The organism is Sporomusa sp. 246TCP1, assembly GCF_057319775.1.
On record NZ_CM170492.1, the window covers coordinates 5,791,414 to 5,815,287 of the forward strand.

Annotated in this window: 21 protein-coding genes; 17 read left to right on the forward strand and 4 right to left on the reverse strand. The window is 42.6% G+C overall.

Annotated elements, in window-relative coordinates; all coding sequences use genetic code 11:
• Nucleotides 1-101: 101 nt before the first annotated feature.
• From AC1ECB_RS27390 to AC1ECB_RS27405, 4 genes are all read left to right on the forward strand, one after another.
• A complete protein-coding gene (locus AC1ECB_RS27390; protein WP_485666705.1) occupies nt 102-1,388 on the forward strand; it encodes an ArsB/NhaD family transporter in 1,287 nt (428 codons plus the stop codon).
• Between the two features lie 198 nt (nt 1,389-1,586).
• Nucleotides 1,587-1,856 (forward strand): metal-sensitive transcriptional regulator, encoded by a 270-nt coding sequence (locus tag AC1ECB_RS27395; RefSeq protein ID WP_485666706.1) that lies wholly within the window; start codon nt 1,587-1,589, stop codon nt 1,854-1,856.
• 30 nt (nt 1,857-1,886) lie between these two features.
• Nucleotides 1,887-4,313: a heavy metal translocating P-type ATPase gene (locus AC1ECB_RS27400; RefSeq protein ID WP_485666707.1), complete on the forward strand. Its 2,427-nt coding sequence runs from the start codon at nt 1,887-1,889 to the stop codon at nt 4,311-4,313.
• Between the two features lie 27 nt (nt 4,314-4,340).
• The gene (locus AC1ECB_RS27405) at nt 4,341-4,550 is read left to right on the forward strand and encodes a CopZ family metallochaperone (RefSeq protein WP_485666708.1); all 210 of its coding nucleotides are present in this window, start codon (nt 4,341-4,343) and stop codon (nt 4,548-4,550) included.
• Nucleotides 4,551-4,582: 32 nt separating this feature from the next.
• Here the strand turns inward: AC1ECB_RS27405 and murI are convergent, their stop codons facing one another.
• A complete protein-coding gene (gene murI / locus AC1ECB_RS27410; protein WP_485666709.1) occupies nt 4,583-5,434 on the reverse strand; it encodes a glutamate racemase in 852 nt (283 codons plus the stop codon).
• A 400-nt stretch (nt 5,435-5,834) separates the two neighbouring features.
• On the opposite strand from murI, the gene AC1ECB_RS27415 reads away from it, so the two are divergent.
• Nucleotides 5,835-6,317: a hypothetical protein gene (locus tag AC1ECB_RS27415; RefSeq protein WP_485666710.1), complete on the forward strand. Its 483-nt coding sequence runs from the start codon at nt 5,835-5,837 to the stop codon at nt 6,315-6,317.
• 42 nt (nt 6,318-6,359) lie between these two features.
• Here the strand turns inward: AC1ECB_RS27415 and gltS are convergent, their stop codons facing one another.
• Complete coding sequence (gltS, locus tag AC1ECB_RS27420; RefSeq protein ID WP_485666711.1) at nt 6,360-7,583, reverse strand: sodium/glutamate symporter; 1,224 nt, start codon at nt 7,581-7,583, stop codon at nt 6,360-6,362.
• Nucleotides 7,584-7,983: 400 nt separating this feature from the next.
• Between gltS and AC1ECB_RS27425 the strand changes: the two genes are divergently transcribed.
• The 4 genes from AC1ECB_RS27425 to AC1ECB_RS27440 all read left to right on the forward strand — a co-directional run bounded on the left by AC1ECB_RS27425 (nt 7,984) and on the right by AC1ECB_RS27440 (nt 11,346).
• Nucleotides 7,984-8,289: a zinc-ribbon domain containing protein gene (locus tag AC1ECB_RS27425; RefSeq protein ID WP_094606035.1), complete on the forward strand. Its 306-nt coding sequence runs from the start codon at nt 7,984-7,986 to the stop codon at nt 8,287-8,289.
• Nucleotides 8,290-8,337: 48 nt separating this feature from the next.
• Nucleotides 8,338-8,484, forward strand: a complete 147-nt coding sequence (locus AC1ECB_RS27430; RefSeq protein WP_021168901.1) for a hypothetical protein — start codon at nt 8,338-8,340, stop codon at nt 8,482-8,484.
• Nucleotides 8,485-8,654: 170 nt separating this feature from the next.
• Nucleotides 8,655-10,571 (forward strand): LTA synthase family protein, encoded by a 1,917-nt coding sequence (locus AC1ECB_RS27435; RefSeq protein ID WP_485666712.1) that lies wholly within the window; start codon nt 8,655-8,657, stop codon nt 10,569-10,571.
• A 52-nt stretch (nt 10,572-10,623) separates the two neighbouring features.
• Complete coding sequence (locus AC1ECB_RS27440; RefSeq protein ID WP_485666713.1) at nt 10,624-11,346, forward strand: phosphatase PAP2 family protein; 723 nt, start codon at nt 10,624-10,626, stop codon at nt 11,344-11,346.
• A 236-nt stretch (nt 11,347-11,582) separates the two neighbouring features.
• Here AC1ECB_RS27440 and AC1ECB_RS27445 read toward each other — a convergent pair whose 3' ends face one another.
• Both AC1ECB_RS27445 and AC1ECB_RS27450 read right to left on the reverse strand, forming a co-directional pair.
• The gene (locus AC1ECB_RS27445; RefSeq protein ID WP_485666714.1) at nt 11,583-11,939 is read right to left on the reverse strand and encodes a GIY-YIG nuclease family protein; all 357 of its coding nucleotides are present in this window, start codon (nt 11,937-11,939) and stop codon (nt 11,583-11,585) included.
• A gap of 30 nt (nt 11,940-11,969) precedes the next feature.
• Nucleotides 11,970-12,734 carry a DUF2087 domain-containing protein gene (locus tag AC1ECB_RS27450; protein WP_485666715.1) on the reverse strand — a complete coding sequence of 255 codons (765 nt, stop codon included), beginning with the start codon at nt 12,732-12,734 and terminating at the stop codon, nt 11,970-11,972.
• A gap of 342 nt (nt 12,735-13,076) precedes the next feature.
• On the opposite strand from AC1ECB_RS27450, the gene ilvD reads away from it, so the two are divergent.
• From ilvD to dapA, 8 genes are all read left to right on the forward strand, one after another.
• Nucleotides 13,077-14,741: a dihydroxy-acid dehydratase gene (gene ilvD, locus AC1ECB_RS27455; protein WP_485666716.1), complete on the forward strand. Its 1,665-nt coding sequence runs from the start codon at nt 13,077-13,079 to the stop codon at nt 14,739-14,741.
• 34 nt (nt 14,742-14,775) lie between these two features.
• Entirely contained in the window at nt 14,776-15,609 is an 834-nt protein-coding gene (gene panB, locus AC1ECB_RS27460; protein ID WP_021168907.1) for a 3-methyl-2-oxobutanoate hydroxymethyltransferase, read from the forward strand.
• Between the two features lie 24 nt (nt 15,610-15,633).
• A complete protein-coding gene (gene panB, locus AC1ECB_RS27465; protein ID WP_485666717.1) occupies nt 15,634-16,485 on the forward strand; it encodes a 3-methyl-2-oxobutanoate hydroxymethyltransferase in 852 nt (283 codons plus the stop codon).
• A gap of 140 nt (nt 16,486-16,625) precedes the next feature.
• Nucleotides 16,626-17,915, forward strand: a complete 1,290-nt coding sequence (gene larAH10, locus AC1ECB_RS27470; RefSeq protein WP_485666718.1) for an NPN-dependent 2-hydroxyacid racemase, LarAH10 family — start codon at nt 16,626-16,628, stop codon at nt 17,913-17,915.
• Between the two features lie 330 nt (nt 17,916-18,245).
• Nucleotides 18,246-19,544 carry an MFS transporter gene (locus AC1ECB_RS27475; protein ID WP_485666719.1) on the forward strand — a complete coding sequence of 433 codons (1,299 nt, stop codon included), beginning with the start codon at nt 18,246-18,248 and terminating at the stop codon, nt 19,542-19,544.
• 149 nt (nt 19,545-19,693) lie between these two features.
• A complete protein-coding gene (locus tag AC1ECB_RS27480; protein ID WP_485666720.1) occupies nt 19,694-21,268 on the forward strand; it encodes a histidine kinase in 1,575 nt (524 codons plus the stop codon).
• Nucleotides 21,269-21,304: 36 nt separating this feature from the next.
• Entirely contained in the window at nt 21,305-22,870 is a 1,566-nt protein-coding gene (locus tag AC1ECB_RS27485) for a response regulator transcription factor (protein ID WP_485666721.1), read from the forward strand.
• A 46-nt stretch (nt 22,871-22,916) separates the two neighbouring features.
• The gene (dapA, locus tag AC1ECB_RS27490) at nt 22,917-23,816 is read left to right on the forward strand and encodes a 4-hydroxy-tetrahydrodipicolinate synthase (protein ID WP_485666722.1); all 900 of its coding nucleotides are present in this window, start codon (nt 22,917-22,919) and stop codon (nt 23,814-23,816) included.
• The last annotated feature ends 58 nt before the right edge of the window (nt 23,817-23,874 follow it).

The window sequence follows — 23,874 nt, forward strand, 5'->3', positions numbered from 1 at the left end:
ATGGGCTCCTTTTTGCATTTTTGTGAATTAGTTAGGGTGCGGAAAGTTAATAATAAAGGAATGATAGGGAAAAACGCATGCACAAGTAAAGGAGATTTTATATGGAAAAGTCCCTAGTCGCTATTGTGATTTTTTTGGTGGCATATGTTTTAATTATTTCGGAAAAAATTCATCGCACCGTCATCGCGTTAGCAGGTGCCATCTTATTGATTCTGTTTCAGGTCATTAGCCAGGAAACTGCGTTTCATCACATTGATTTTAATACAATTGGGCTTTTAACCGGGATGATGCTTTTGGTTGGGATTGTAAGTCAAACAGGGTTGTTTACATATTTATCAATATGGTCAGCTAAAAAAGTTAATGCTGAACCAATTAAAATACTTGTTGTGATTGGTATTTTAACAGCCGTAGCTTCTGCCTTATTAGATAATGTGACAACTGTGCTGTTGGTTGTTCCTGTTGTTTTCAGTATTACCAAGTTGTTGGAGATTACGCCCATGCCTTATCTGTTTACGGTAATTCTTACTTCAAATATAGGCGGTACGGCAACTCTTATTGGTGATCCACCCAATATTATGATTGGGAGTGCAGTGAAAGAGTTAACATTTGCAGCTTTTGTTAACAATTTAGCAGCAATTTCATTTTTTATTCTGGTAATTACGTTAGTATTGTTAGTGCTCTTTTACCGTAAAGGTTTGGTCACGACAGAAGAACTTAAGACTAAAATGATGGCGTTAGATGAACGAAAGCAAATTAAGGACGTTTTATTGCTCAAGAAATCCCTGTTTGTGTTGTTTCTAACCATCGCAGGCTTTTCAGTACACCAGGTTTTTCATTTAGAATCGGCGACAGTAGCCTTATCTGGTGCAATTTTATTGTTACTGATGACTTATGCTAACTCGGAGCATGAGCTTGAACGGATTTTTCATAAAGTTGAATGGTTAACGATCTTTTTCTTTGTAGGGTTGTTTGTACTTGTTTCAGGATTAATTGAGACCGGGGTCATTTCATTGCTCGCCAAAGACATGCTCCAGTTAACGGCTGGCAAGCCAGTTGCTACTGCCATGGTGATTTTATGGCTGAGTGCCCTTGCTTCGGCTTTCGTGGATAATATACCTTTTGTGGCGACGATGATACCGATGATTAAAGAAATGGGGATTATGGGGGTTACTAATATCGAGACTCTATGGTGGAGTTTGGCTTTAGGAGCATGCTTAGGGGGAAATGGTACATTAATTGGTGCAAGTGCCAATGTGATCGTCGCTGGTCTAGCTGCTCAAAATGGTTATACTATTTCATTTATGAAATATTTCAAGGTGGCATTTCCTTTAATGCTATTATCTATTGTGATTTCAAGTGTATATATTTATGTAAGATATCTTCTATAAAAAGGGATCCGAAGGGGATAGCCCCTCATATAAAAAAGACTGTAACTGACCTTGTTTTAGCGGTCAGTTGCAGTCTTTTTGCGAGGTATCACAGGGGTGGTATATTTCGAAGAAAAATCCTAAACATAAGTGTTGACGAAAGATAAGTATAAGTCTAAAATATATACTATACAGGGGTATCGTATATGGAGGATTATAATGCTAAATGAACGTGAAATAACAGATGTTAAAAAGAGACTGCGCCGAATTGGCGGACAAATCAATGGAATTGAGAAAATGATTGATGAAAGACGCTACTGCGTGGATGTGCTGCAGCAAATTATGGCCGCCCGGGCGGCGCTCAATCAAGTTGCGCTTGTTATGATTGAAAGCCATACGAAAAGTTGTGTGGTTAATGCTATAATGGAAAATCGAACTGAAGAGGCTGTCGATGAGTTAATGGGTGTTTTATCTAAGTTTACAAAATGAGATAAGTCTACGATTGAAGGGGGAAAGGATATGGCTGAAGTACGTAATAACCTGGCTGCCGATACTGTATTGCTAAAGATTGGCGGGATGAGCTGCGCGGCCTGTGCAAGCAGGATAGAACGGGGGTTGGCAAAGCTGCCGGGAGTCGATAAGGCCGCAGTAAATTTGGCGACTGAGAAGGCATCTGTGACCTATGACCGCTCACAGCTAAGTCTTAGTGAAATCGCAAATAAAATTGAGGCTCTAGGCTTTACAGTCATCAAGGATAAAGTAGACTTAAAAATTAGCGGCATGACCTGCGCTGCCTGTTCTGGTCGAGTAGAAAGAAGCTTAACTAAGCTGCCCGGCATAGCTAGCGCGGTTGTAAATCTGGCAGTTGAGAAAGCTACGGTGACGTACTATCCGAATGTAGTTAGTGTAAGCGATATTAAGGCTAAAATTGAAAGCATTGGATTTGGTGCGCATGAATTAACAGATACTCTAGCAGTAGATAAGGAAAAGAAAGCCCGCGAAGCAGAGGTCAATAGGCAGCGATTGCGTCTGTTTATAGCTGCTGGTTTTTCTTTGCCGCTATTGTTGGGAATGGTTTTGCATATGCTGGGGGCAATGGGCAGGGCTACCGAGCTGCTGATGAATCCATATCTTCAGTTGATATTAGCCACTCCAGTGCAGTTCATTGCCGGCTGGCAGTTTTACCGGGGTGCTTATCTGGTGCTCAAGAACGGCAGCGCCAATATGGATGTTTTAGTAGTGCTTGGCACGTCGGCTGCTTATTTTTACAGCATAGCTAACGTACTGCGTCATGATCCTAATTTATATTTTGAAACATCGGCGATTTTAATTACGCTCATTCTATTAGGTAAATTGCTGGAAGCCACTGCCAAGGGACGAACCTCGGAAGCTATTAAAGCCCTCATGGGTCTGCAGGCTAAGACCGCTAGAGTGTATCGCGATGGTCAGGAAATTGATATTCCCTTCGAAGCGGTGGTGACCGGAGATGTTGTGGTTGTGCGTCCTGGTGAAAAAGTTCCGGTTGACGGCGTGATTGTCGAAGGGACATCAACAGTGGATGAGTCCATGCTTACCGGGGAAAGCTTGCCTGTTGATAAAAAAATCGGCGACCAGGTGGTTGGTGCGACCATTAATAAATTAGGTACATTTAAATTTGAGGCTACTAAGGTTGGCAAAGATACTGCCTTGGCCCAGATTGTACGCATTGTTGAAGAAGCGCAAGGCTCGAAAGCACCGATCCAGCGTTTTGCTGATGTGGTTTCAGGCTATTTTGTACCAACTGTTGTGGGGCTGGCGATTGTAACCTTTGCCGTTTGGTTTTTTATCCTGGACCCCGGCAATTTCTCACGGGCCTTGGTTAATTTTACCGCTGTATTAGTCATCGCCTGTCCGTGCGCACTGGGCCTGGCTACGCCGACATCTATTATGGTGGGTACCGGTAAGGGGGCGGAAAACGGAATCTTGATCAAGGGCGCGGAACATTTAGAGCACGCGCATAAATTGACAACTATTGTCCTTGATAAGACAGGCACAATTACCAAAGGCGAACCGGAAGTTACCGATATTGTGCCGCTTACAGGATTTGCTGAAGCTGAATTAGTACGATTAGCGAGCAGTGCCGAGAAAAATTCTGAACATCCTTTGGCTCAGGCTATTGTGAACTATGGTAAAAGACAGGGCGTGCTTATAGCAGACACGGAATCGTTTACTGCCATTCCCGGGCATGGAGTTGAGGTTACTATTGCCGGTAAACGAATTTTAGTAGGTACCCGCAAACTTATGCAGGAAAATAAGATTGAGTTTGCAGCTGCTGTTGCCCAAATTGAACAGTTAGAACTCCAGGGTAAGACGGTTATGTTATTTGCCTTAGAAGATAGGCTGAGCGGTTTATTTGCTGTCGCAGATACTGTTAAGGAAGGCTCAGCGCAAGCGATAAGCGAGCTGCAAAAAATGGGAATTGAAGTTTGGATGATGACAGGCGATAACACCCGTACCGCCCAGGCCATCGCCCAAACGGTAGGCATAACTAATGTTATGGCCGAGGTACTGCCAGAGCACAAAGCAGAAAAAGTTGAGGCCCTTAAAAAAGAGGGTAAGGTTGTGGCTATGGTTGGTGACGGCATTAACGATGCCCCGGCGCTGGCGACTGCCGATGTAGGCTTTGCAATCGGAACCGGTACCGATGTTGCGATCGCGGCCGCCGATATTACCCTAATGCGGGGTGAACTAAGCGGTATTGTGGCTGCTATTCGGTTAAGTAAGGCAACCATGAGAAATATTAAACAGAATCTCTTCTGGGCGCTTGTGTATAATTCGCTTGGTATTCCGATTGCGGCAGCTGGATTTCTATCACCCGTTTTGGCAGGAGCGGCCATGGCTTTTAGCTCAGTTTCGGTGGTAACCAATGCCCTTAGATTGAAACAGTTTGATCCTTACAGGAGCTGAGGCAAGGGACGAGAGGAGGTGAAGCTTGTGAGTAAAGTAGCGGAAACAACCTTGAAAATTGAGGGTATGTCTTGCGGACATTGCAAAATGAGTGTTGAGAAGGCCCTGCAAGCGATTGCGGGAGTAGTAAGCGTAAGTGTTGACCTGGAAAAGAAAGAAGCCATTGTAACGGGTACTGCTGAGCGGGAGGCACTTGTAAAAGTCGTGGAAGATATTGGTTTTGATGTGATTTCATAAATGTAAGAAGGCAAGCCCTGCAGGGCTTGCCTTTAAAACATATGTAATACATCACCAACCGCGCTGCGTCCAGCCCGGTTTACTTCAAGGATATCAACTTGCTGAAAGTCAGGCAGCGGTACGTTAATAATACGCTGCGCCAATCGTTTGGCTCTTGCCGGATCGGCAGAGAAACAGAAACGTCGTATTGGCTGCTGGTCGGCATTTGCTAACAGATCCATACTTTTTAGAGTTTCATAAGCATCACGGGCTGTTTGTTTAGCCGGATCAATTATTATTACATCAGGTCTCAGGATGTGCTTAATAGTTTCTAATAGGAAGGGATAGTGTGTACAGCCCAAGACTACTGTATCTACACCTGCATCGTTCATCGGCTGAAAGCATTCGCGACAAGCTGCTTCTGCTGCGGCTCCTGTTAATTCTTCTCGTTCTACAAGCGGAACCAGTGGTGGGCAGGCCTGAGGAAACACGCGGGCACTTGCGTCTGCAGCCTTGATTCTTGTGGCATGTTTGCTGCTATTAATGGTAGCCTGTGTGGCTGCAACACCAATATTTTTATTTTTGGTGGCGGCTAGTGCCAACTGCTCACCACTATTTGTGCCAACGATAGGAAAAGAATATCGGCTGCGAGCTTGTTCTAAAGCCCACATCGTCATTGTATTACACGCCACGACCGCGATTTTAACGTCCTGCCTGTTTAGAAAATCGAGAATTTGTCTTGAAAACTCTATGATTTGTTCAACCGGTCGGGAACCGTAAGGAGCCCGGCCGGTATCACCAAAATAAACAATATTTTCATTTGGCATTAACTTAATAATTTCTTTTACTACAGTAAGTCCACCAATACCGGAGTCAAAAACCCCAATGGGTGCATTATTTGACACATCTGACACCTCCGAAGCGTAATATAGTATATGTGACAACAGCTGATTTTATTGGAACACTTTATCACTATATAATAAAGAATTAACTCAACTTTCGCAACACAAATTAGGCTGGTAAGCCTTGATAGATAGAACCCTAGCCAAAGGCTAGGGTTCGTTGCGTATTATGAGAGCTCAAGACAACTAGTTAGAAAAATGATCTGAGAAAGAAGGTATTGGCCCTTTTGTGACGAAATACATAAAACAGTAACAACAAGAGCTTTGTATCGTAAACTTCTGTCTGTGACCAAAAGACGTAAATGTAGCAGGAGTAGTCTTCAGGCGGTTTTATTTTTAGGGTGGCACGTGCTTAGTGTAGAATTCTTTACTGCAGAATATAAATAAACAGTGGAGGGCTACAATGAAAAACTCTAAAGTAACTTGTCAGGAATTACGTAGTTTACTGCCAATACTAGGTATTATTATGCTTATCATGTTAGCCGGAGCCGGCCAGGCAACTACTGAGCGTTACTTACAGTCGCAGTTAAGCAATAAGATCATGCTAGAATCTCAACAGCGCCTAGCGGCATATCAAGCACTAAAGGCGCGGGTGCAGGAATATAATAGTGCCTTTGTGAATCGGGATTATAATACCCTATATAGGTTATCCTATTTTAAAGGGATTCCTGAGCCTAGCCTATTCGAATACCGTCAGTTGCGTGATGCAGGTTACGTCTATGATATCAGCGTAGCGATACAAGATATTGAACTGCAGGGTGACAAAGCCTGGGCAGAGGTCGAACTGGTATTGACCCATCCGGCGCTTGGGACAAATAAAACCGTTCATAAGCAGCAATGGGAGTTACTTAACGAACTTTGGTATAAAGTAGACTACGGTAATTAAAAAGGACAGAGTCTGGCGACTCTGTCCTTTTTAATAGATTTTTTAGCGGAACATTCCGGCCATACCGGTGATAATCAGCGCATTGGCAAAGTCAATCAAGAAGGCTCCTACCAATGATACGATCATGAGGGCCCGAGGGGAAGGACCGTATTTTTCGGTTAATGCAGCCATGTTTACTAATGCATTAGGCGTTGCACCCATACCGAAACCGACCATACCAACAGACAGGTGTACAGCATCATAGGTGCGACCCATGATAAAGTAAACCACCAGCCAGCAGAAGAGGGCCATTAGAATAATTTGACCAAGCAAAATTATCAGCAGTGGGAGGGCAAGATTAATGAGTTCCCACAATTTAAGACCATTAATAGCCATGGTTAAATAGACGGCCAACGAAATTTCGGAAATGATTTCAAGAGCGTTGCCATTGATTTCATAAGACTTGGTAAGATCGCCAAAGTTACGTATCACTGCGGCCATAATCATGGCACCGATATAACCAGGAAGCGTAATTCCTGCTTTGGTCAAATAAAAACTTAAAATGGAGCCTAAACCCATGGCAGCAAGTATAAAGCCAAGCGTTTTTATTAAACTATCGCCGCTAATGCTGGTTTCTTGTTCCTCTTCCATTTTAACACCATCTACAGCAATGCCGTCTTTGAATGGTGTGACTATTTTGTATTTTTTAATCAGTGTTTCACCAAATGGGCCACCCATTAAGCTGCCTGCAACCATACCAAAGGTCGCGCAGGCGATAGCTGCAGTCGTGGCGCCCTGTACGCCCCACTCTTCAAAGAGCGGTCCGAAGGCACCACCTGTTCCCAGGCCACCCATCAGTGTTACGGCACCACTAATAATACCAAACAGAGGATCAATACCGGTAGCCTTAGCAAGAGCAATGCCAAGAACGTTTTGCAGCACTCCAAGCACAACAGCTAACAAGAAAAAGATAATTAGAGGCATGCCGCCTTTTTTTAGTAACGTTACACTAGCGCCCATACCAATTGTGCAAAAGAACATAATCATGAGAGCTGTTTGCATAGAACCATCTAACTCAAACCCGAGAATTCCCTGGGTACGCAGAAAAGTGGATAAACCAGCGAAAATCAAACCGCCAATAACAGGTGCCGGAATGCTGAGACGCATAAATATAGGTACCCGGTGCCTGATAAAAGAACCTAAAAAGTATACTACCAGGGCCAAAGCAACTGTTTGAATCATGTTAAGTTTGAGGATTAAAAGACCTTTTACAATTGTTGATTCCATTAATTTCCCTCCACTCGTATTTGCTAAATAATGCAACTAGTGAGAATGGTGTTTCATTATTCTGTTTTAATTATAAGCAAGCACTTTACGAAAACTACAGAAAACAACTGAATGTTATATTAGAAAATACTGATTTATCAGTAATGTTTTCGGGAGATTCATTTGTCTGCATATAAATGAATTATTTTGCGATATTGTTGCTCTTTTAGCGTAAATCATGCGAAATATGTAAATGGAAAAAACAAGTAGATTTATTTTTATTCCATTAATACTAAATTTAGTGCCGCCAAATCCATTGTTTACTAATCATCAAAAATATAGTATTTGGTTATATTAATAATAAGCGATTCGCAATAGTTATCAATGTTAGTACTATTAAGGTTCGTAGGAGGGTAATTTTATGGCTGAAGACAAAACGTTAACTTGCAGGGATTGCAATGCTCCATTCGTTTTTACTGCTTCTGAACAGGATTTTTATGCTGAAAAGGGTTTCACCAATGAACCAGGGCGTTGTCCTGAGTGCCGGGCAGCGCGTAAGCAAAGTAGTGGAGGGTCTAATCGGCGCGATAACAACCGTCCTCAACGTGAAATGCATGCTGTTACTTGTTCTGAATGTGGGAAGCAGACTGAAGTTCCGTTTCGTCCAAGTGGTGACCGTCCGGTTTATTGCCGGGAATGCTTTAATCAAAATAATTCGCGCTACTAATGAAAGAAATTAACTGCAGTATTATAAAAATTCAGGTGGTGAGGCGTAATGGGCGGAAAAACCTTCGACCAGTTTACTAGCCGTCAACAGGCTAGAAGTAAAAAAATGATGCATAAAAAAGATCCTGAATCCAAGAATCAAGCTGATGAGCAGGACAAAACGAAGGCAAGAGAAACACAGTCGCTGCCAAGCTAAATAGCTGATAAAAAATAAAGTAAAGCCAGTGGTCTATATCTCAGTTTGATATAGACCGCTGGCTTTATTTTTTGGTAAATTAACAAGTCCTTTTTCATTTTGTTTTCAGAATCAGTTGTTATAATTACTAAGAAATAATAGTTGTGATCATTTAGACGGGGAGGAATTTGATGAAGTTGGATAAACACTTTGGGGGCCGATTTTCTGCGGCTATTTCACTGGGTTTCCTATGGTTCGTTTTAGGGGCGATACTGCGCGTAATGTTGGCAATATCTTCCTATAGACAGATTGCGGCGACGCCTTGGGAAATCCTCAAGGTGTTTGCGGTTGGCGGCATCTTTGATCTCATAGTTATCGGCCAGGGCTTGCTGCCGTTGCTCTTTTATTTGGCGCTTGTACCGCGCCGCTTTTTTGCAACTAAGGGCAATAAGCTTGTGATTATGGGTTTACTATGGGTTTCAACAGCACTCCTGCTGTTGTTATCAGTTACAGAGTTTTATTTTTGGGATGAATTCCAGGCGCGGTTTAATTTTATTGCTGTTGATTATCTTATTTATACCCAGGAAGTAGTGGGGATGATTCGTGAGGGTTACCCGCTCAAGGCGTTATTCGGCGGCATTGGGTTGGCTGCTAGTGTTTTAACAGTTGTTATTTGGAAGAAATATTTGTGCTGGGATACCATGCTTTCGTTTAAGCGGCGGTTAGGTGTGTTAGGTCTCGCTCTGGTATTTCCGGTTGTTGTATTTTTCTCGGTTACCGGCAACATGAAGAATGTCAGTGCGAATATCTTTAATAATGAACTGGCAGGTAATGGAGTCTATGAATTTTTGTCAGCTTTTCGCAATAATGAGCTTGATTATGTCAGGTATTATGAGACCATTCCTAATGACGAGCTTGAGCCTAGGCTCAGACAACTTCTGCAGGAACCAAATAGTCAATATGTCAGCGCAAATCCGAAAGAGTTGACTAAGTTTGTGACCGCGTCAGGTTCGGAAAAGCATCCGAATATTGTAGTTATTACCGTGGAAAGTCTGAGCGCTGATTATTTGGGGGCTTTTGGCAATCAACAAGGATTGACTCCCAATTTAGATAAACTGGCGCAAGAGTCACTTTTTTTCACTAAGGTATATGCTACAGGAACCCGGACAGTCCGGGGCTTAGAGGCCCTCACTTTATCCATTCCACCGACTCCCGGACAATCCATTGTGCGTCGTCCGGATAATGATGATCTGTTTACGTTAGGCTCAGTACTAAACAGCCGTAATTATAAAAGCTGGTTCGTTTACGGTGGCTACGGTTATTTCGATAATATGAATGATTTTTATGCCAAAAATAACTATCAGATTCTTGACCGTACCAGCATTCCGAAAGAAAAAATTATGACTGAAACCGTATGGGGTGTGGCCGATGAGGTCATCTTTGGCGAAGCTGTCGAAAATCTTGATAAGGCTTATGCCAGCGGTGAGAAAGTATTTCAGATGATTATGACTACCTCGAACCACCGTCCCTATATTTACCCAGATGGCAGAATTGATATTCCTTCACCCAATCATTACGGTGCGGTTAAATACACCGATTGGGCCATTGGCAATTTTTTGGCTGAGGCCAAAAAGCACCCCTGGTTTCAAGATACGGTGTTTGTTATTGTTGCCGATCATCAGGCAGCAAGCGCCGGAAAAACGGAAGTGCCGATCAAAAAATATCATATTCCGCTTATCGTCTATGCTCCCAATCTTATTGCTCCAGAGCGTGTTGATCGCTTAATGAGTCAAATTGATGTTGCACCAACGCTGTTAGGCTTGCTCAATTTTTCTTATACCTCGCGGTTTATGGGTTATGATATGATGAAGTTGCCGGTAGGCCGGGAACGTATTTTTATCAGTACCTATCAGAATATCGCTTATGCCAAAGGCGATAACTTAGTTGTTTTAAAACCCAAAAAGCAGGTTTCTTTTTACCAGATTAACTATCAGACCGGGGAATATATGAAACAGGCGCCTGATGCTGATTTAGTGAAAGAGGCCATAAGTTGGTATCAGGGTGCCAGTTCGCTGTATAAAGAGGGTAAATACGGCGCGGTTCATTGAAATAGCCTATGCAGCAATTTGAAACAGCGTAAATTCAGGGAGTGACGTTGTAGTGCATTTTTTTCAACAATATCGCACTATTTTGGTGATAATGGTGCTATTTATTTTGAATTTGCTGGTTATACAGTATACTGATTTTGATTTGTTTGTACAGGACTATGTCTATAACTTTCAATCAGGTAAATGGCCCTTGGAAGATGTACATAGCCACTATGGCTGGCTGTTGTATACAGGAATTAAAGTCGGACTGGCAGGGTTTGCCGTACTGCTTATGGCTCTATTTGCTTTATCCTATAAATCATCGTTTGCTTTTTTGAGACAATACCGCTGTTCGTTTGCCTGTGTGATCATTAGTATGATGTTTTGCCCGTTGCTTGCCGGTATGGGTAAACAGGTGACGAATGTCTATTGTCCGTACCAAATTGAACGCTATGGCGGAACGATGCCCTATGTCAAACCTTTGTCTCCTTACCCTGCCAGCTTTAAGCAGGAAAAAAGAGGGATGGGTTTTCCTGCCGGACATGCGGCAGGTGGGTTTGCCTTGCTGTCTTTGTTTTTTGTTTCGAAACATAGAAAAGAACAGCTCTTACTGGGTGGGGCAGGGCTTACCGTCGGTATTTATATGGGTGTGTATCAAATTTTACGGGGTGAGCATTATATTGGCGATACTTTGGTAACCGTGCTAGGGTGTCTACTGTTTAATTTACTGCTTTTCCGCCTATTTCCAGGACAGCAGCGTGAACATATGATAGAGAATAAGGGGCTGTTGCACTAAGAAATCAGTGTGGTGCTCCTGGTTTACTCTGTTGTCTTATCTCTGCTGCCCTTTGCCCCGTGCCCCGTGCTGTAACCCGTAACCCCCCGGCCTTTGCCGGAAAAAGCGTTCCGCAGGAGAAAAGCCGGGTGGTATTCCGTTAAAAAATCCGTATTGTTTGAGCGTAGCGAGTTTACGGATTTTAGGAATATCGCCCGGCTTTTCAGCCTTTGGAGGCTTGGGGCCTAGACCTTTTGTTACTTTTTTGGAGGATTATAACCGTGTTCATTATAAGGTTTCAACGTATTTAGCCATTTTTCTTCCAGGTTTGCTAAGACCTCAGGTAAATTTTCTGCTGCTATGTCCTCTGTCTTTAGCATTTCAAGAATATCGAACGAATAGACTTCCGGGCCATATTGATTCCATTCTTCCTGAAGGCTCCTATTCTTATGACTGTTCATTTTGAGTTGAAAACGGTGACGGTTAAAGATTGTGTTTAGATTTTTACTGCTGCCAATAAAAGCTTTACCGTTAACTTGATTTTTAATCTGAAATATCCCGATAGGAAAGGACATCTGTTTATATAGGGTTTTTAATTCTTTATGTCTATCCAATGAACTCATCTCCGTTCTGTTTTTTTAGAACTAATTTCGCACCCAGTAGGAGCTGCCATCTTGTGTACGATCCATAAAGCCATAGTCAATCAAATACCGGCGTAGTAGTACATAATCAGGGTAAAATTGCTGTAAAATCGAATTTACTTCTTTTTCAGTATAGGTTTTACCCAGCTCGAAGTTCGTCAGGAGATGCCGTAATATCGCCACCCGTTTTTTCTCTTTCGGTGGAAACAAAGTAAGTGGTCCGGATAATCCCTGCTTAAAGCAGGTGGATAATATTTTTTTGTTTTCCTCTTCGGTGATGGCAAAGCGGTCATCAACCATTTTGGAACTGCGCGGGATGTCAATAAAGGTTTGTTTCTTGGGGGTCTGTTCCCCTAGTAGTTCCATGATGGCGAGAAAGACCTTGGCTTGTTTTTGCTTCTCGCGGAGAGAAAAGCGATGGTTGCGGATGGTCGAAGTACTGCCTGTATTGAGGGTTTTGGCAATCTCATTATCCGCATGACCTTGGTAAAAAAGTTCTAGGATTATTTTTTGGTGATCGGTTAGGCCTGTTAACTTTTTATCTAAGTTAATCAGCACCTCAAAGGTGGAGTGATGTTGCTCTGCAATGTGAATGGCAATATACTTGCGGGCTGCGTATAATTGCTCCTGATGGGGATAGATAACTCCATTGGCAAAGCTTTTTCCGCAAATCAGGCACACAAACTCGTCGGTTTGTTTTTGATAGAGATAACCTTGCTTTATTTCATCAAGAGATGCCTGCCAAAATAGTTCTGATAAGTCGTTCATCTAAACACCTCATTATATTATCTATCAATGGTACAGATGTTATTATAAAATGTTTGTTATTGAAAGTCAAGATATAAAAGCTTATTGTTTAATTATATACTAGATAATAATATTTTTATCTATTAGATAAACCAATCTCTATTGCGAAGAATTGGTTTGTTAGGCGTTATATCAATACGACAAGATTCTTCATGATGATGTCAAAAAATTCAGAAGGTAGAAGCAGCGTATTTAAGGAATACTATCAAACGTAAAACCTGAATAGCTCATTTATTTGCTGGAGTCATGTGTAATTTCACTGTAAATGTAAAAATGTAAATTATGAAGAGGAGGCCAAAAAATATGAGGAGTCATATTACCACCAAGGGATTAGAACGGGCTACGCATCGCGCGTTGTATTATTCAATGGGTTTTTTACCGGAAGACTTGGAAAAACCATTGATTGCTGTTGTAAATACTCAAAATGAAACTATGCCTGGACATGTGCATTTGGACAGCATAGCCAAGGCAGTTAAAGAAGGAATCCTTGCTGCAGGAGGTACGCCAATAGAGTTTCCGACAATCGGTCTTTGTGACGGGATTGCACAAGGAAACTATGGCATGCACTATCCTTTGGCAAGCCGGGAATTGATTTGTGATTCGGTTGAATGTATGATGAATGGTCATCAATATGATGCTATGGTACTTATTACCAATTGTGACAAAATAACGCCCGGACTACTGATGGCGGCTGTTCGCCTTAATATTCCGGCAATTATGATTAGCGGTGGGCCAATGGCCACTGGTTGTGTTGATGATCAGGAAATCGGTTACACTGATTTGATGGCAGCGCAGGGCGATGTTGCCAGAGGTATTATTACTCGCGAAGAATTATCAAGAAGAGAACGGGATGCACTACCTGGTTGTGGCGCCTGTAATTTGCTGGGAACAGCTAATACCATGAACTACCTTACTGAGGCGCTTGGTATGTGCTTGCCTGGTGCAACCAGTCTGGCAGGGACAGGCAGACGGCTGGCTCTAGCCAAACAAACTGGCATGAAGATTATGGAGCTGTTTAATAAGTCAATTTTACCGCGTCAGATTGTGACCAAAGAGTCCATTGAAAATACGATTACTGTAGATTTGGCCATTGGGGGTTCAACCAACACAATTCTGCATTTAACTGCGTTGGCTAAAACCGCAGATATTGATTTTGATGTCAACTGCTTTGCTGAACTTGCTCAAAAAGTGCCTCATCTTGTGAAAATTAAACCTGCCCCCAATGGTCATTATCCTGCTGATGTTCATAATGCTGGCGGTATAACGGCATTAATGGGTCAGTTATGTAAAAATGGTTTACTGCACAAAGAGTGTTTAACCGTAACTGGTCAAACAGTTGCCGAGAATGTCAGCGATGCTAAGATAATCAACAGCAATGTTATTAGGCCAATGGATAATCCATATTCCGCCAAAGGCGGGTTGCAACTGTTGTATGGCAATCTGGCACCCGAAGGGTCGGTATGTAAGAGTGCGGCTGTTGTACCGGAAATGCACCACCATAAAGGTCCGGCCAGAATTTTCAACCAGGAAGAGCCGGCTGTGGCTGCTATCTACGGTGGACAGATTAAACCTGGTGATGTGGTTGTAGTAAGGTATGAAGGTCCAAAAGGTGGTCCCGGCATGCGGGAAATGCTCACAGCGACTGCTGCTATTGTTGGCATGGGTTTATCCAAAGAAGTGGCATTGGTGACTGATGGCCGTTTCTCTGGTGCTACAGCAGGCGCTGCTATTGGGCATGTTTCCCCGGAAGCAGCCGAAGGCGGACCGATTGCCTTGATTGAAGAAGGCGATCTGATTGAAATTGATATCACTAACGGCACCATTCATCTCCATGTTAGCGATGAAGAACTGGCTCGCCGCAAAGCGGCCTGGAAGGCTCCCAGGCAAGATCATGTAATTAAAGGCAGTTATCTTGACCGTTACTCTAAGATGGTATCGTCAGCGATGGCTGGTGCGGTATTTAAATAACATAGTAATACAAAAAAATAGGAGGTAATTACAAATGGCAAAAACTAAAATTACAATTCCTCAGATTCTTGAGACTAAGCAAAACGGTAAAAAGTTCAAAATGATCACAGTATATGATTATCCGATGGCTGGTATTGTTGACCGTTCGGCTGCTGAACTTATCCTAGTCGGTGATTCACTGGGCATGGTTATCCAGGGCAAGGACAGCACTGTGCCGGTAGAATTTGAAGAAGAACTGTATCACTTAAAGCTTGTCCGCCGGGGAGCACCTAATACCTTTGTTGTTGGCGATATGCCCTTTTTATCCTATCAGGTAAATCGCGATGAAGCCATTCGCAATGCCGGCACGCTGCTAAAAGCCGGTGCTGATTGTGTGAAAATGGAAGGCAATAGTAAAATTGCCGACACGGTAAAAGCGGTAGTGGATGCCGGCATCCCGGTTATGGGCCACATCGGCTTAACGCCGCAAACAGCCGCAATGATGGGTGGCTTTAAAGTTCAGGGAAAAAGCTCGGAAGCTGCGGAAAAATTAATGCAAGATGCCATAGCTATTGACAATGCCGGCGTTTTTGCCATGGTATTAGAATGTATGCCTGCTTCTTTGTGCAAGTTAATTACTGAGCGGGTGAAGTGTGCGACAATCAGTGTTGGCGGCGGCGGAGATTGTAACGGACATAACCTTAATGCTTATGATTTACTCGGCATTTTTGACAAGTTTGTGCCTAAATTTGTCAAACAATATGCGCAGATGGGACAACAAATGGTGGATGTTTTTGACACCTGGTGCCAGGAGATTGATAATGGCACTTTTCCGGAAGAAAAGCACTGCTTTACGATGAATGACGAGGATTTGAAACGTTTATACTAATTTAATTAGGAGTTGTGATGGATAATGGCTAAAAAAACAATTAATGATTTTAATCAAATGGTAGATAAAGGCGAAAAAATAGTTTATCTTACAGCTTATGACTATCTCACTGCCAAAATGGAAGAAAAAGCTAGCGTGGATATGATCCTGGTTGGTGATTCTCTCGGTATGGTAAGCTTAGGCTATGATACTACTTTCCCGGTAACTATGGATGACATGATTCGCCATTGCTCGGCAGTGCGCCGCGGCGCTCCTAATACCTTTATTGTTGGCGATATGCCGTATATGTCTTACCAGACTTCCAATGAGCAGGCAATTGCTAATGCCGGCCGGTTCATCAAAGAAGCCGGTGCCGATTGCATCAAACTGGAAGGTGGCGGCCCAATGATTGCTGAGCGGATTAAAGCCATCCAGCAGGCTGGTATCCTGGTTATGGGTCACATTGGCCTGACACCTCAGCTTATGGGGCAAATCGGTGGTTACAGAGCCCAGGGCCGCAGCTCGGCGGCGGCCATGAAGATTGTTAATGAGGCCAAAGCGGTTGAAGCAGCAGGTGCCTTCAGCATTTTGGTAGAGGGTATTCCTACTGCTGTCGGCAAAGCCATCACCGAAAGAGCCGGGATTCCCATTCTGGGTATTGGCGCCGGTTCCTATACTCATGGTCAATTGCTCATCTATGCTGATATGGTTGGTATGTATGATAACTTCACACCAAAGTTTGTTAAAAAATATGCCAACGTTGGTGAAGTCTTAACAAATGCCTTCAAAGAATATACCGAGGAAGTTCGTAAGGGTCAATTTCCGGTTGACAGTGAACATACTTATGGTATGAATGAAGCGGAAGTAAAAGAGTTTCTTGCTTTATTGGATAAATAATCAGCAAAAAAGAGGATAATCCTTTTAGCGGCTGTGTGAAAACTAGTGCCGAAGAAACCCGCTTAAAACGAAATGTTATAGGCGGGTTTTCAATTTGTTGATTTTAGTTTATCATAGGAATTAGAAAGAGGTGTCGAAGGTTGAGAAAATTTACATTAAAGTACGGTAAAGAAGAAATGAGTTTCTCTGTTCCTGCTAAGCAATTGCTGCACGAAATTATTGGTAAAGAATATCCGCCGATCAACGATATTCCGCAAGCTGTGCGCGAGGCACTGGCTAAACCAATTGATGCGCCACCGCTTGGCGAATTGGTACGGCCTGGTGAAAAAGTTGTTATTGCTGTTAGTGATATTACCCGTGCCTGGCAGCAGATGCCACTGGTGTTGCCTGAGATTATTGCCACTCTTAACAAAGCTGGTGTACCAGACGGTAATATTACTATTATTATTGCGGTAGGCGGTCATCGCCAAAACACGGAGCAAGAGTTTGTTCAGTTATGCGGTAAAGAAATTTATGAGCGAATTAAAGTTGTAAACCATGATGCTTTTGATGCTGATAATATGGTGTATTTTGGCAAGACCAGCCTGGGGACTGAAGTTTCTATTAATAAAATAGCCGCTGAAGCAGACAGGCTAATCCTGACAGGTGGTATTGTGTATCATTATATGGCAGGCTTTGGCGGCGGTCGCAAAAGCATTGTTCCAGGTATTAGTTCTATTAAAACCATTCGCCAGAATCACTTATGGGGACTTGGCGGAGAGGTTGGTGCCGGTTCTAATCCGCATGCTGCCTCCAGAAAGACGCAAGGCAATGAGCTGCATGAAGATATGATGGAGGTTGGCGGCTTCATTAATCCTGACTTTATCATTAATATGGTACCTACTCCTGACGGTCAATTTGGCGGTGTTTTTGCCGGTAATTGGGTTTCTGCCTGGAAGGAAGGCTGTAAACTGGTAGATCAACTTTATGGAGTACCAATCGATAATTTAGCAGATATTGTAGTTACCACAGCTGGCGGCTTTCCTAAAGATATTAATCTTTACCAAACAGGTAAGACCATGGATAACGCCTATTATGCTGTGAAAAAAGGTGGTGCGGTAGTACTTTTAAGTGAATGTGCAGACATTTACGAACCAGAGGAATTTTCCCGCTGGTTTCAGTATGATGACAAGCTGGCGATGGAAAAAGCGTTGCGCGCAGACTTTGGAATACCGGGCTGGGTAGCGCTAAAAGAAGTGGAATGCAGCAGCTATGCCACTTATATTATGGTTACGCGTCCGGAAAACGCCGAGTTTGTTAGCAAGACCGGTATGATTGCTACAACCACTATTGAGGACGCGCTTCGAATTGCCAGAGAAAAATGTGGCGAAAATAACCCCACCTATACTGTCATGCCGCAAGGCGCAAACACGTTGCCAATTTTGCGATAATTTACAGACTTTGAAGTGGCAGTTAAAGTGGTCAAGTCCCTGTTAGACTAAACTTTATAAATTGTATTGAGAAAACCACTAAAGATGTACAAGGTAAATCTTTAGTGGTTTTATTTAATTTCTGCGGTCATCACGTGTGCAATATATTCATGATGCTCATCAATAAAGTCCGGAGGTAATTGAGTGATAATTGGCAAATATATAAACATAGAAAATTTTAAAAAAGGAAAGCTTGTTAGGTTATAGAGAAAATGCAGGCTTCCCTTCCCTGGCCAGGGGCATTTCGAAAAGAGTCTTAATAATCTAATTAATCCGGAAAAGGGGGATATTATGGTAAGTGCAGTTGAAGAAAAAACAATAAGCAAGTTACGTTGGAAGTTACTTCCCTATTTGATGTTACTGTACATCATGGCTATGATTGATAGGGTAAATGTTGGTTTTGCCGCCTTGCAAATGAATGCGGACTTGGGTATAACCCCAAGCATGTTCGGATTTATTGCCGGTATCTTTTTTATCGCCTACTTCTTCTTTGAAGTACCTAGTAATGTTATTATGCATCGAGTTGGGGCGCGTATTTGGATTACCCGGATTCTTATCAGCTGGGGTTTGGTAACCGTATTTACAGGCTTTGTTCAAAACTCAACTCAATTTGGTATTTTACGTGTTTTACTTGGCGTTGCTGAAGCTGGTTTCTATCCCTGTATTATCTTATATATGACGTTCTGGTTTCCTGGCAAGTATTTTGCAGGTGCTGTTTCCGTCTTTATGTGTGGCATGGCCTTGGCAAACATTATAACAGGGCCAATTTCCACCTGGATTATGGAAAATATTGCGTGGATGGGCTTGTCAGGCTGGCGCTGGTTGTTCGTGATAGAAGGACTACCTGCCGTACTGCTGGGATTCTATAACTACTTTGCAATGATTGACCGTCCTGAACAAGCAACATTCCTTGACAAAGAGGAGAAAGAATGGCTTCTTGGCAGACTGAAAGAAGAACATGAAGCAAAAGCTGCTTTTGTACCTGCTAACAAATGGAATGTATTCAAAATGGGGAAAGTTTGGCATCTGTCCTTCTGTTATCTGTGCTATGTTATTGCCTTATATGGTTTGGGATTATGGATGCCCCAAATTATTAAGGGCTTGTCAAAAGCATTAAGTCTCACCAACATAGGTTTAATATCGACCATTCCTTACTTTTTCGCCGTAGTCGCGATGGTGCTTGTCGCCCGTAACTCGGACAAGACCGGGGAACGTAAGTTTCATGGGTCATTACCGATCAGTATAGCTTTCTTCGGCCTGATTGGTTTAACATTTACAAATGATTTATGGGTTTCTATGGCGCTTATTTGTATCAGCCAGATGGGCATTTACTGCTTTGTCGGTACCTTCTGGTGTTTCCCTAATATGTACCTGACAGAGGCGACGGCGGCAGTTGGTATTGCTATCATTAATTCGACAGCTAACCTTGGCGGGTTCATTGGACCCTATGTCGTTGGCTTCCTTAAGGAACTGAGTGGTGGATCTACCACTCTGAGCATGTATTTCCTGGCATCTTTCGCCATCATGGGCACAATATCGGTATTGGCTCTTGGTAAACCACCAGCAGAGAAAAAAATAGCAGGAAAATAGTCTTACAGTGAATAAAAGTAAACAATAAAGGGTTGCGGGGAGAGATCCTCACTACCCTTTTTTGCCATCAGAAATGCAGGATTTTTACTAGCAAATGGGTAAATATTTAAAGGTAACAAACTTGTTGAGAAAGTACGAGGTAATTATAAATGACCATTGATATTGCTAACAAAATAAAAGAAACTTTTCAAGTAAATATTGTTAGTGATCAGCAGTTTGGCTGGGGAGAACAACATTGGTTGCAATTAGAACCGGATAAATCGAAAACCCAGCCAACAGTATCTGTATCAACGGTATATCCTGGCGGTTCACAGTCACCCCATGTGCATTCCGGTTATATCGAGATTATCATTGGTCTTGATGGAACGACTACTCATTGGTGCGACGACCGGGAAATAAAACTGGAAAAGGGTAAAATCAGCTATATCAGTGAAGGAAGTAAGCATCGTATTGTGAATAATTCATTAAAGCCGATTTCTTTCCTTAGTATTGTTTATTCAACGATTCCCAAGCCGTTAAAAGAGGAGATTATTGGTAAGGATATTGAGCTTAGTGAAGTGGCCAAGCTGATTAACCTTGATTCTATTGTTGAAAAGTTTGCGCAATCAGTTCAAATGACAGTTACACTGATTGATGTAGCTGGTAATTTTCTGACAGACAAGGATAATTTACCTGAGATCTGTCAACGCTGTATCAACGAACAGTGCGGAAACTGTATTTTAAACACAACAACTGTAACGCCGCCTTATTTGGAACAGAAGATTTTCCATTGTAAATATGGTGTTACAGCAATCCAAAGCCCCTTTATAATTAATAACAGGGTATTAGGATATCTTGGCTGTGGTTATGGGAGATTGTCAACAAACATAACCCAGGTTGAGCCAGTTTCCAACAAATTTGCTGCCGACAATGCCCAGGAAGTCTATTTCAAACTGAACTTTATTCACCGCAATCATCTTAATTCGGTTGCTGAAACTTTATCATTAGTGAGTGCTTCGCTTGTACAATTAATGGTTAACTCCATGAAGGAAAAGGAACTGAGTGACTACCGGATCAATTTATCCCAGGAACGGGAGAAGCAGGCGTTGCTGCATCATTCCCTAAGCCAGGCGCGGCTCAAGTTTTTAGAATCACAAGTCAATCCGCATTTTCTTTTTAATACACTAAATACGATTGCTCAACAGGCTGAAATGGATGGCGCCGGCACGTTGGCGTCGTTAACGTACTCCCTCTCAAATCTGCTCCGATTAAGTCTGGGTAAAGCTGATTCACTAGTTACAATCGCAGAAGAATTAAGCTATATCAAAGATTACTTGTTTATTCAACAGACTAGATTTCCAGATAAATTTACAGTTGCTATTGACATAGATCCTACTATTTTAGAGATAAAAATCCCCTTCATGACGATCATGGTGCTAATAGAAAATTCTATATTGCATGGATTTAAAAATGTTTGCCAAGAGGGACAACTTTTGGTGCATGGGTATAAGCAAGGAAACTATGGGGTTATTGAGGTTCAAGACAATGGCTGCGGGATACCTGACGCCATTGTTGCGGCAGTTCGGGAACTGCCTAATGTTGATTATGATCCGCCAAGTCTGAAAGGTATTGGGCTCAAAAACATTTTCTTGCGGTTAAAACATTATTATGAAGACAAATTTGAATTTACGATCAATAAATCATCAGCAGGAGGAACTTTGGCCCGGATTGTTTTGCCGTTATAGGTTGTCTTCAACGCGAAGCGAGAGGGAGGAAAGCAAATGTACAAAATGATTATTGCCGATGACGAGCCTGCGGTGCGCCAATACCTGCGGTATATTGTTAAACAGTACAATTTGCCTTTTCAAATCTGCGGTGAGGCAGAGGATGGAGAACAGGCTGTGCGGTTGGCAGAATTATATCAGCCGGAGTTTATCATACTTGATATTAATATGCCGCTGATGAATGGTCTTGAAGCAGCCAGGATTATCAGGGAAAGGCACAAAGAGACAATTATTTATATTCTAACTGCCTATAGTCAATTTGAATATGCGCAGCAGGCGGTGCAAACTCATGTTGCCGACTATCTGCTAAAGCCTATTAAACCGGCTCAATTGGCTGACACGCTCCGCCAGGGTATCGCCAGCGCACTAAGTCAACGAATTTCGAAGCAACGGCTCCAACGGTTGGAACAGCAAATTGCCAAAGACAAACCAGTAGTGACACAACAGCGGTTGTTTGAATTGTTGAAATCAGACAGTGATAATTCCGGTACTCTGAAATTACTGCAATCCATCGCGAAAAAAGAAGATTTCAGTCCGGCTGCCGTCCTTTCTGTTTCGTATTGGCATAATTCGGACAGGCTCCAGAGTATTGGGATGGAAGAACGGCTGCTGCACGAAAGTATGGCTCGTTTTGGGGAACATGTCATAGTAACCTCATTTAGTGATGAAGTAGTGATGATTTTTGATCGTTGGGATTATGATGTACGCTGTGTATTGCAGACTCAATTGGAAGAGTGGGAACGCAAATATGCGATTACGATTTGTGCCGGCCTCAGTTTGGTGGCTAGACCCTCACAAATTGGCAGGGACTATAAAAATGCCAGGAAGAAACGGGAAGCCGGTTTATTTTGGCATCAGCAGGGTCTGCTGGTTATAGACGGTGCCGTAGACGGGCCGCAAGAAATAGAGTGTGAAGACGTTCAAAAACAACTCCGGGAGTGTTTATTGGAACGTAAATCAGATAAAGCCAAAGCAATTTTCCATCAGTTTTTGAGTGAAGCAAAGCAACGTGTTTGTCAGCCGGAATATGTGCATGCCGCAATTATAAAAATTGCCAATAATCTTATTGAAAAGTATGCTGAGTACATTATTTCGGACAATGATGCGATTTTGATTCGGAAAAATTTCATCAGTCAAGTGAATCAGACAGTTTCCGTATGCGATTTGGAACAATGTTTGTGTAACTTGATTGACACATTGGAGAGTAATGTTGGTTCTTTAGAACAAAACCAGGCTGAGCAGGCGGTAAAATGGGCGATTGAGTATATAAACAGTAATTATCATAAAGAGCTTACACTGGAACAATTGGCCGAAAAATTATTTATAAGTACAGGCTATTTCTGTCGTATTTTCAAGAAACATGCCGGCGAAGGCTATGCGACCTATTTGACCAATATTCGCTTGAAAAAAGCAAAAGAAATATTGCTGACAGGTAACTACACTGTTAATGAGGTTGCACGTATGGTAGGATTTCGTGATGCCAGCTATTTTAGCAGTGTTTTTAAAAAGCACTACCACCAATCGCCCAGTAATCTTGCTGCATCTATACGAGTGGGCTCCTGATGCAGGTAGATATATTGGAATTTTAACTACAACGGAGGGAATAGATATGTTTAGAGGAATATTATCACCAATTATTACTGTTCTTGATGAGCAAGGAAGACTGGACTTTAAGGGAAACGAGTTCCACATTAACAGGCTAATTGACAATGGTATTAACGGAATTCTTTTTCTGGGGAGTATTGGCGAGTTTTTTGCTCTTTCGATGGAAGAAAAAAAGGCTTTTATCACCTTTGCCGTAAAAACAGTAAACAAGCGGGTACCTGTGCTTATTGGGACAGGCGGTACGGTGCAAGAGGAAGTTATTGAACTTACCCGGTTTGCAGAGCAGGCAGGGGCCGACGCGGCGGTAGTTATTTCCCCTTATTATTTCAAACTGGGGCCCGATACTATCTACCGTTATTATGCTAATCTTGCCCGGAGCACTTCGCTGCCGATTATGCTATATAATTTCCCTGACAGGACAGCTTCAGACCTTACGCCGGAGCTTGTTCTTCGACTGGTCAAAGAGTTCGACAATATTGTTGGCATCAAAGATACCGTAGATAACATCAGCCATACGAGAAAGGTGATCCAGCTTGTTAAGGATGAACGTCCGGATTTTAGTGTTTTATCAGGCTTTGATGAATATCTGATACCTAACCTAATGGCAGGAGGCGATGGTGTTTTATGTGGTTTAACCAATATCGTTCCCCAGGTGTTTGCCGGTCTTATGAACGCCTATGCTGCCAAGGATTTGGACAAGGTTGCAGCAGCACAAGCTAAGATTTCCTTGTTAATGAACCTATATGATGTGTCTCAACCTTTTATCGCTGGCATTAAAGGTGCTGTGGCCGCGGTGGGAGTGCCGATAGTTCCTGCGGTAAAAGAACCAGCAACTGAATTGACAACTACGCAATTGCAGACCATTCAGGATTTGCTGAAAAAAGCAGCAGTTATCCGGAATTAGTCTAAAAATATTTTTTATGGCAATAACCTGGAGAGCAGGAATAATGCTGGTGAACAGC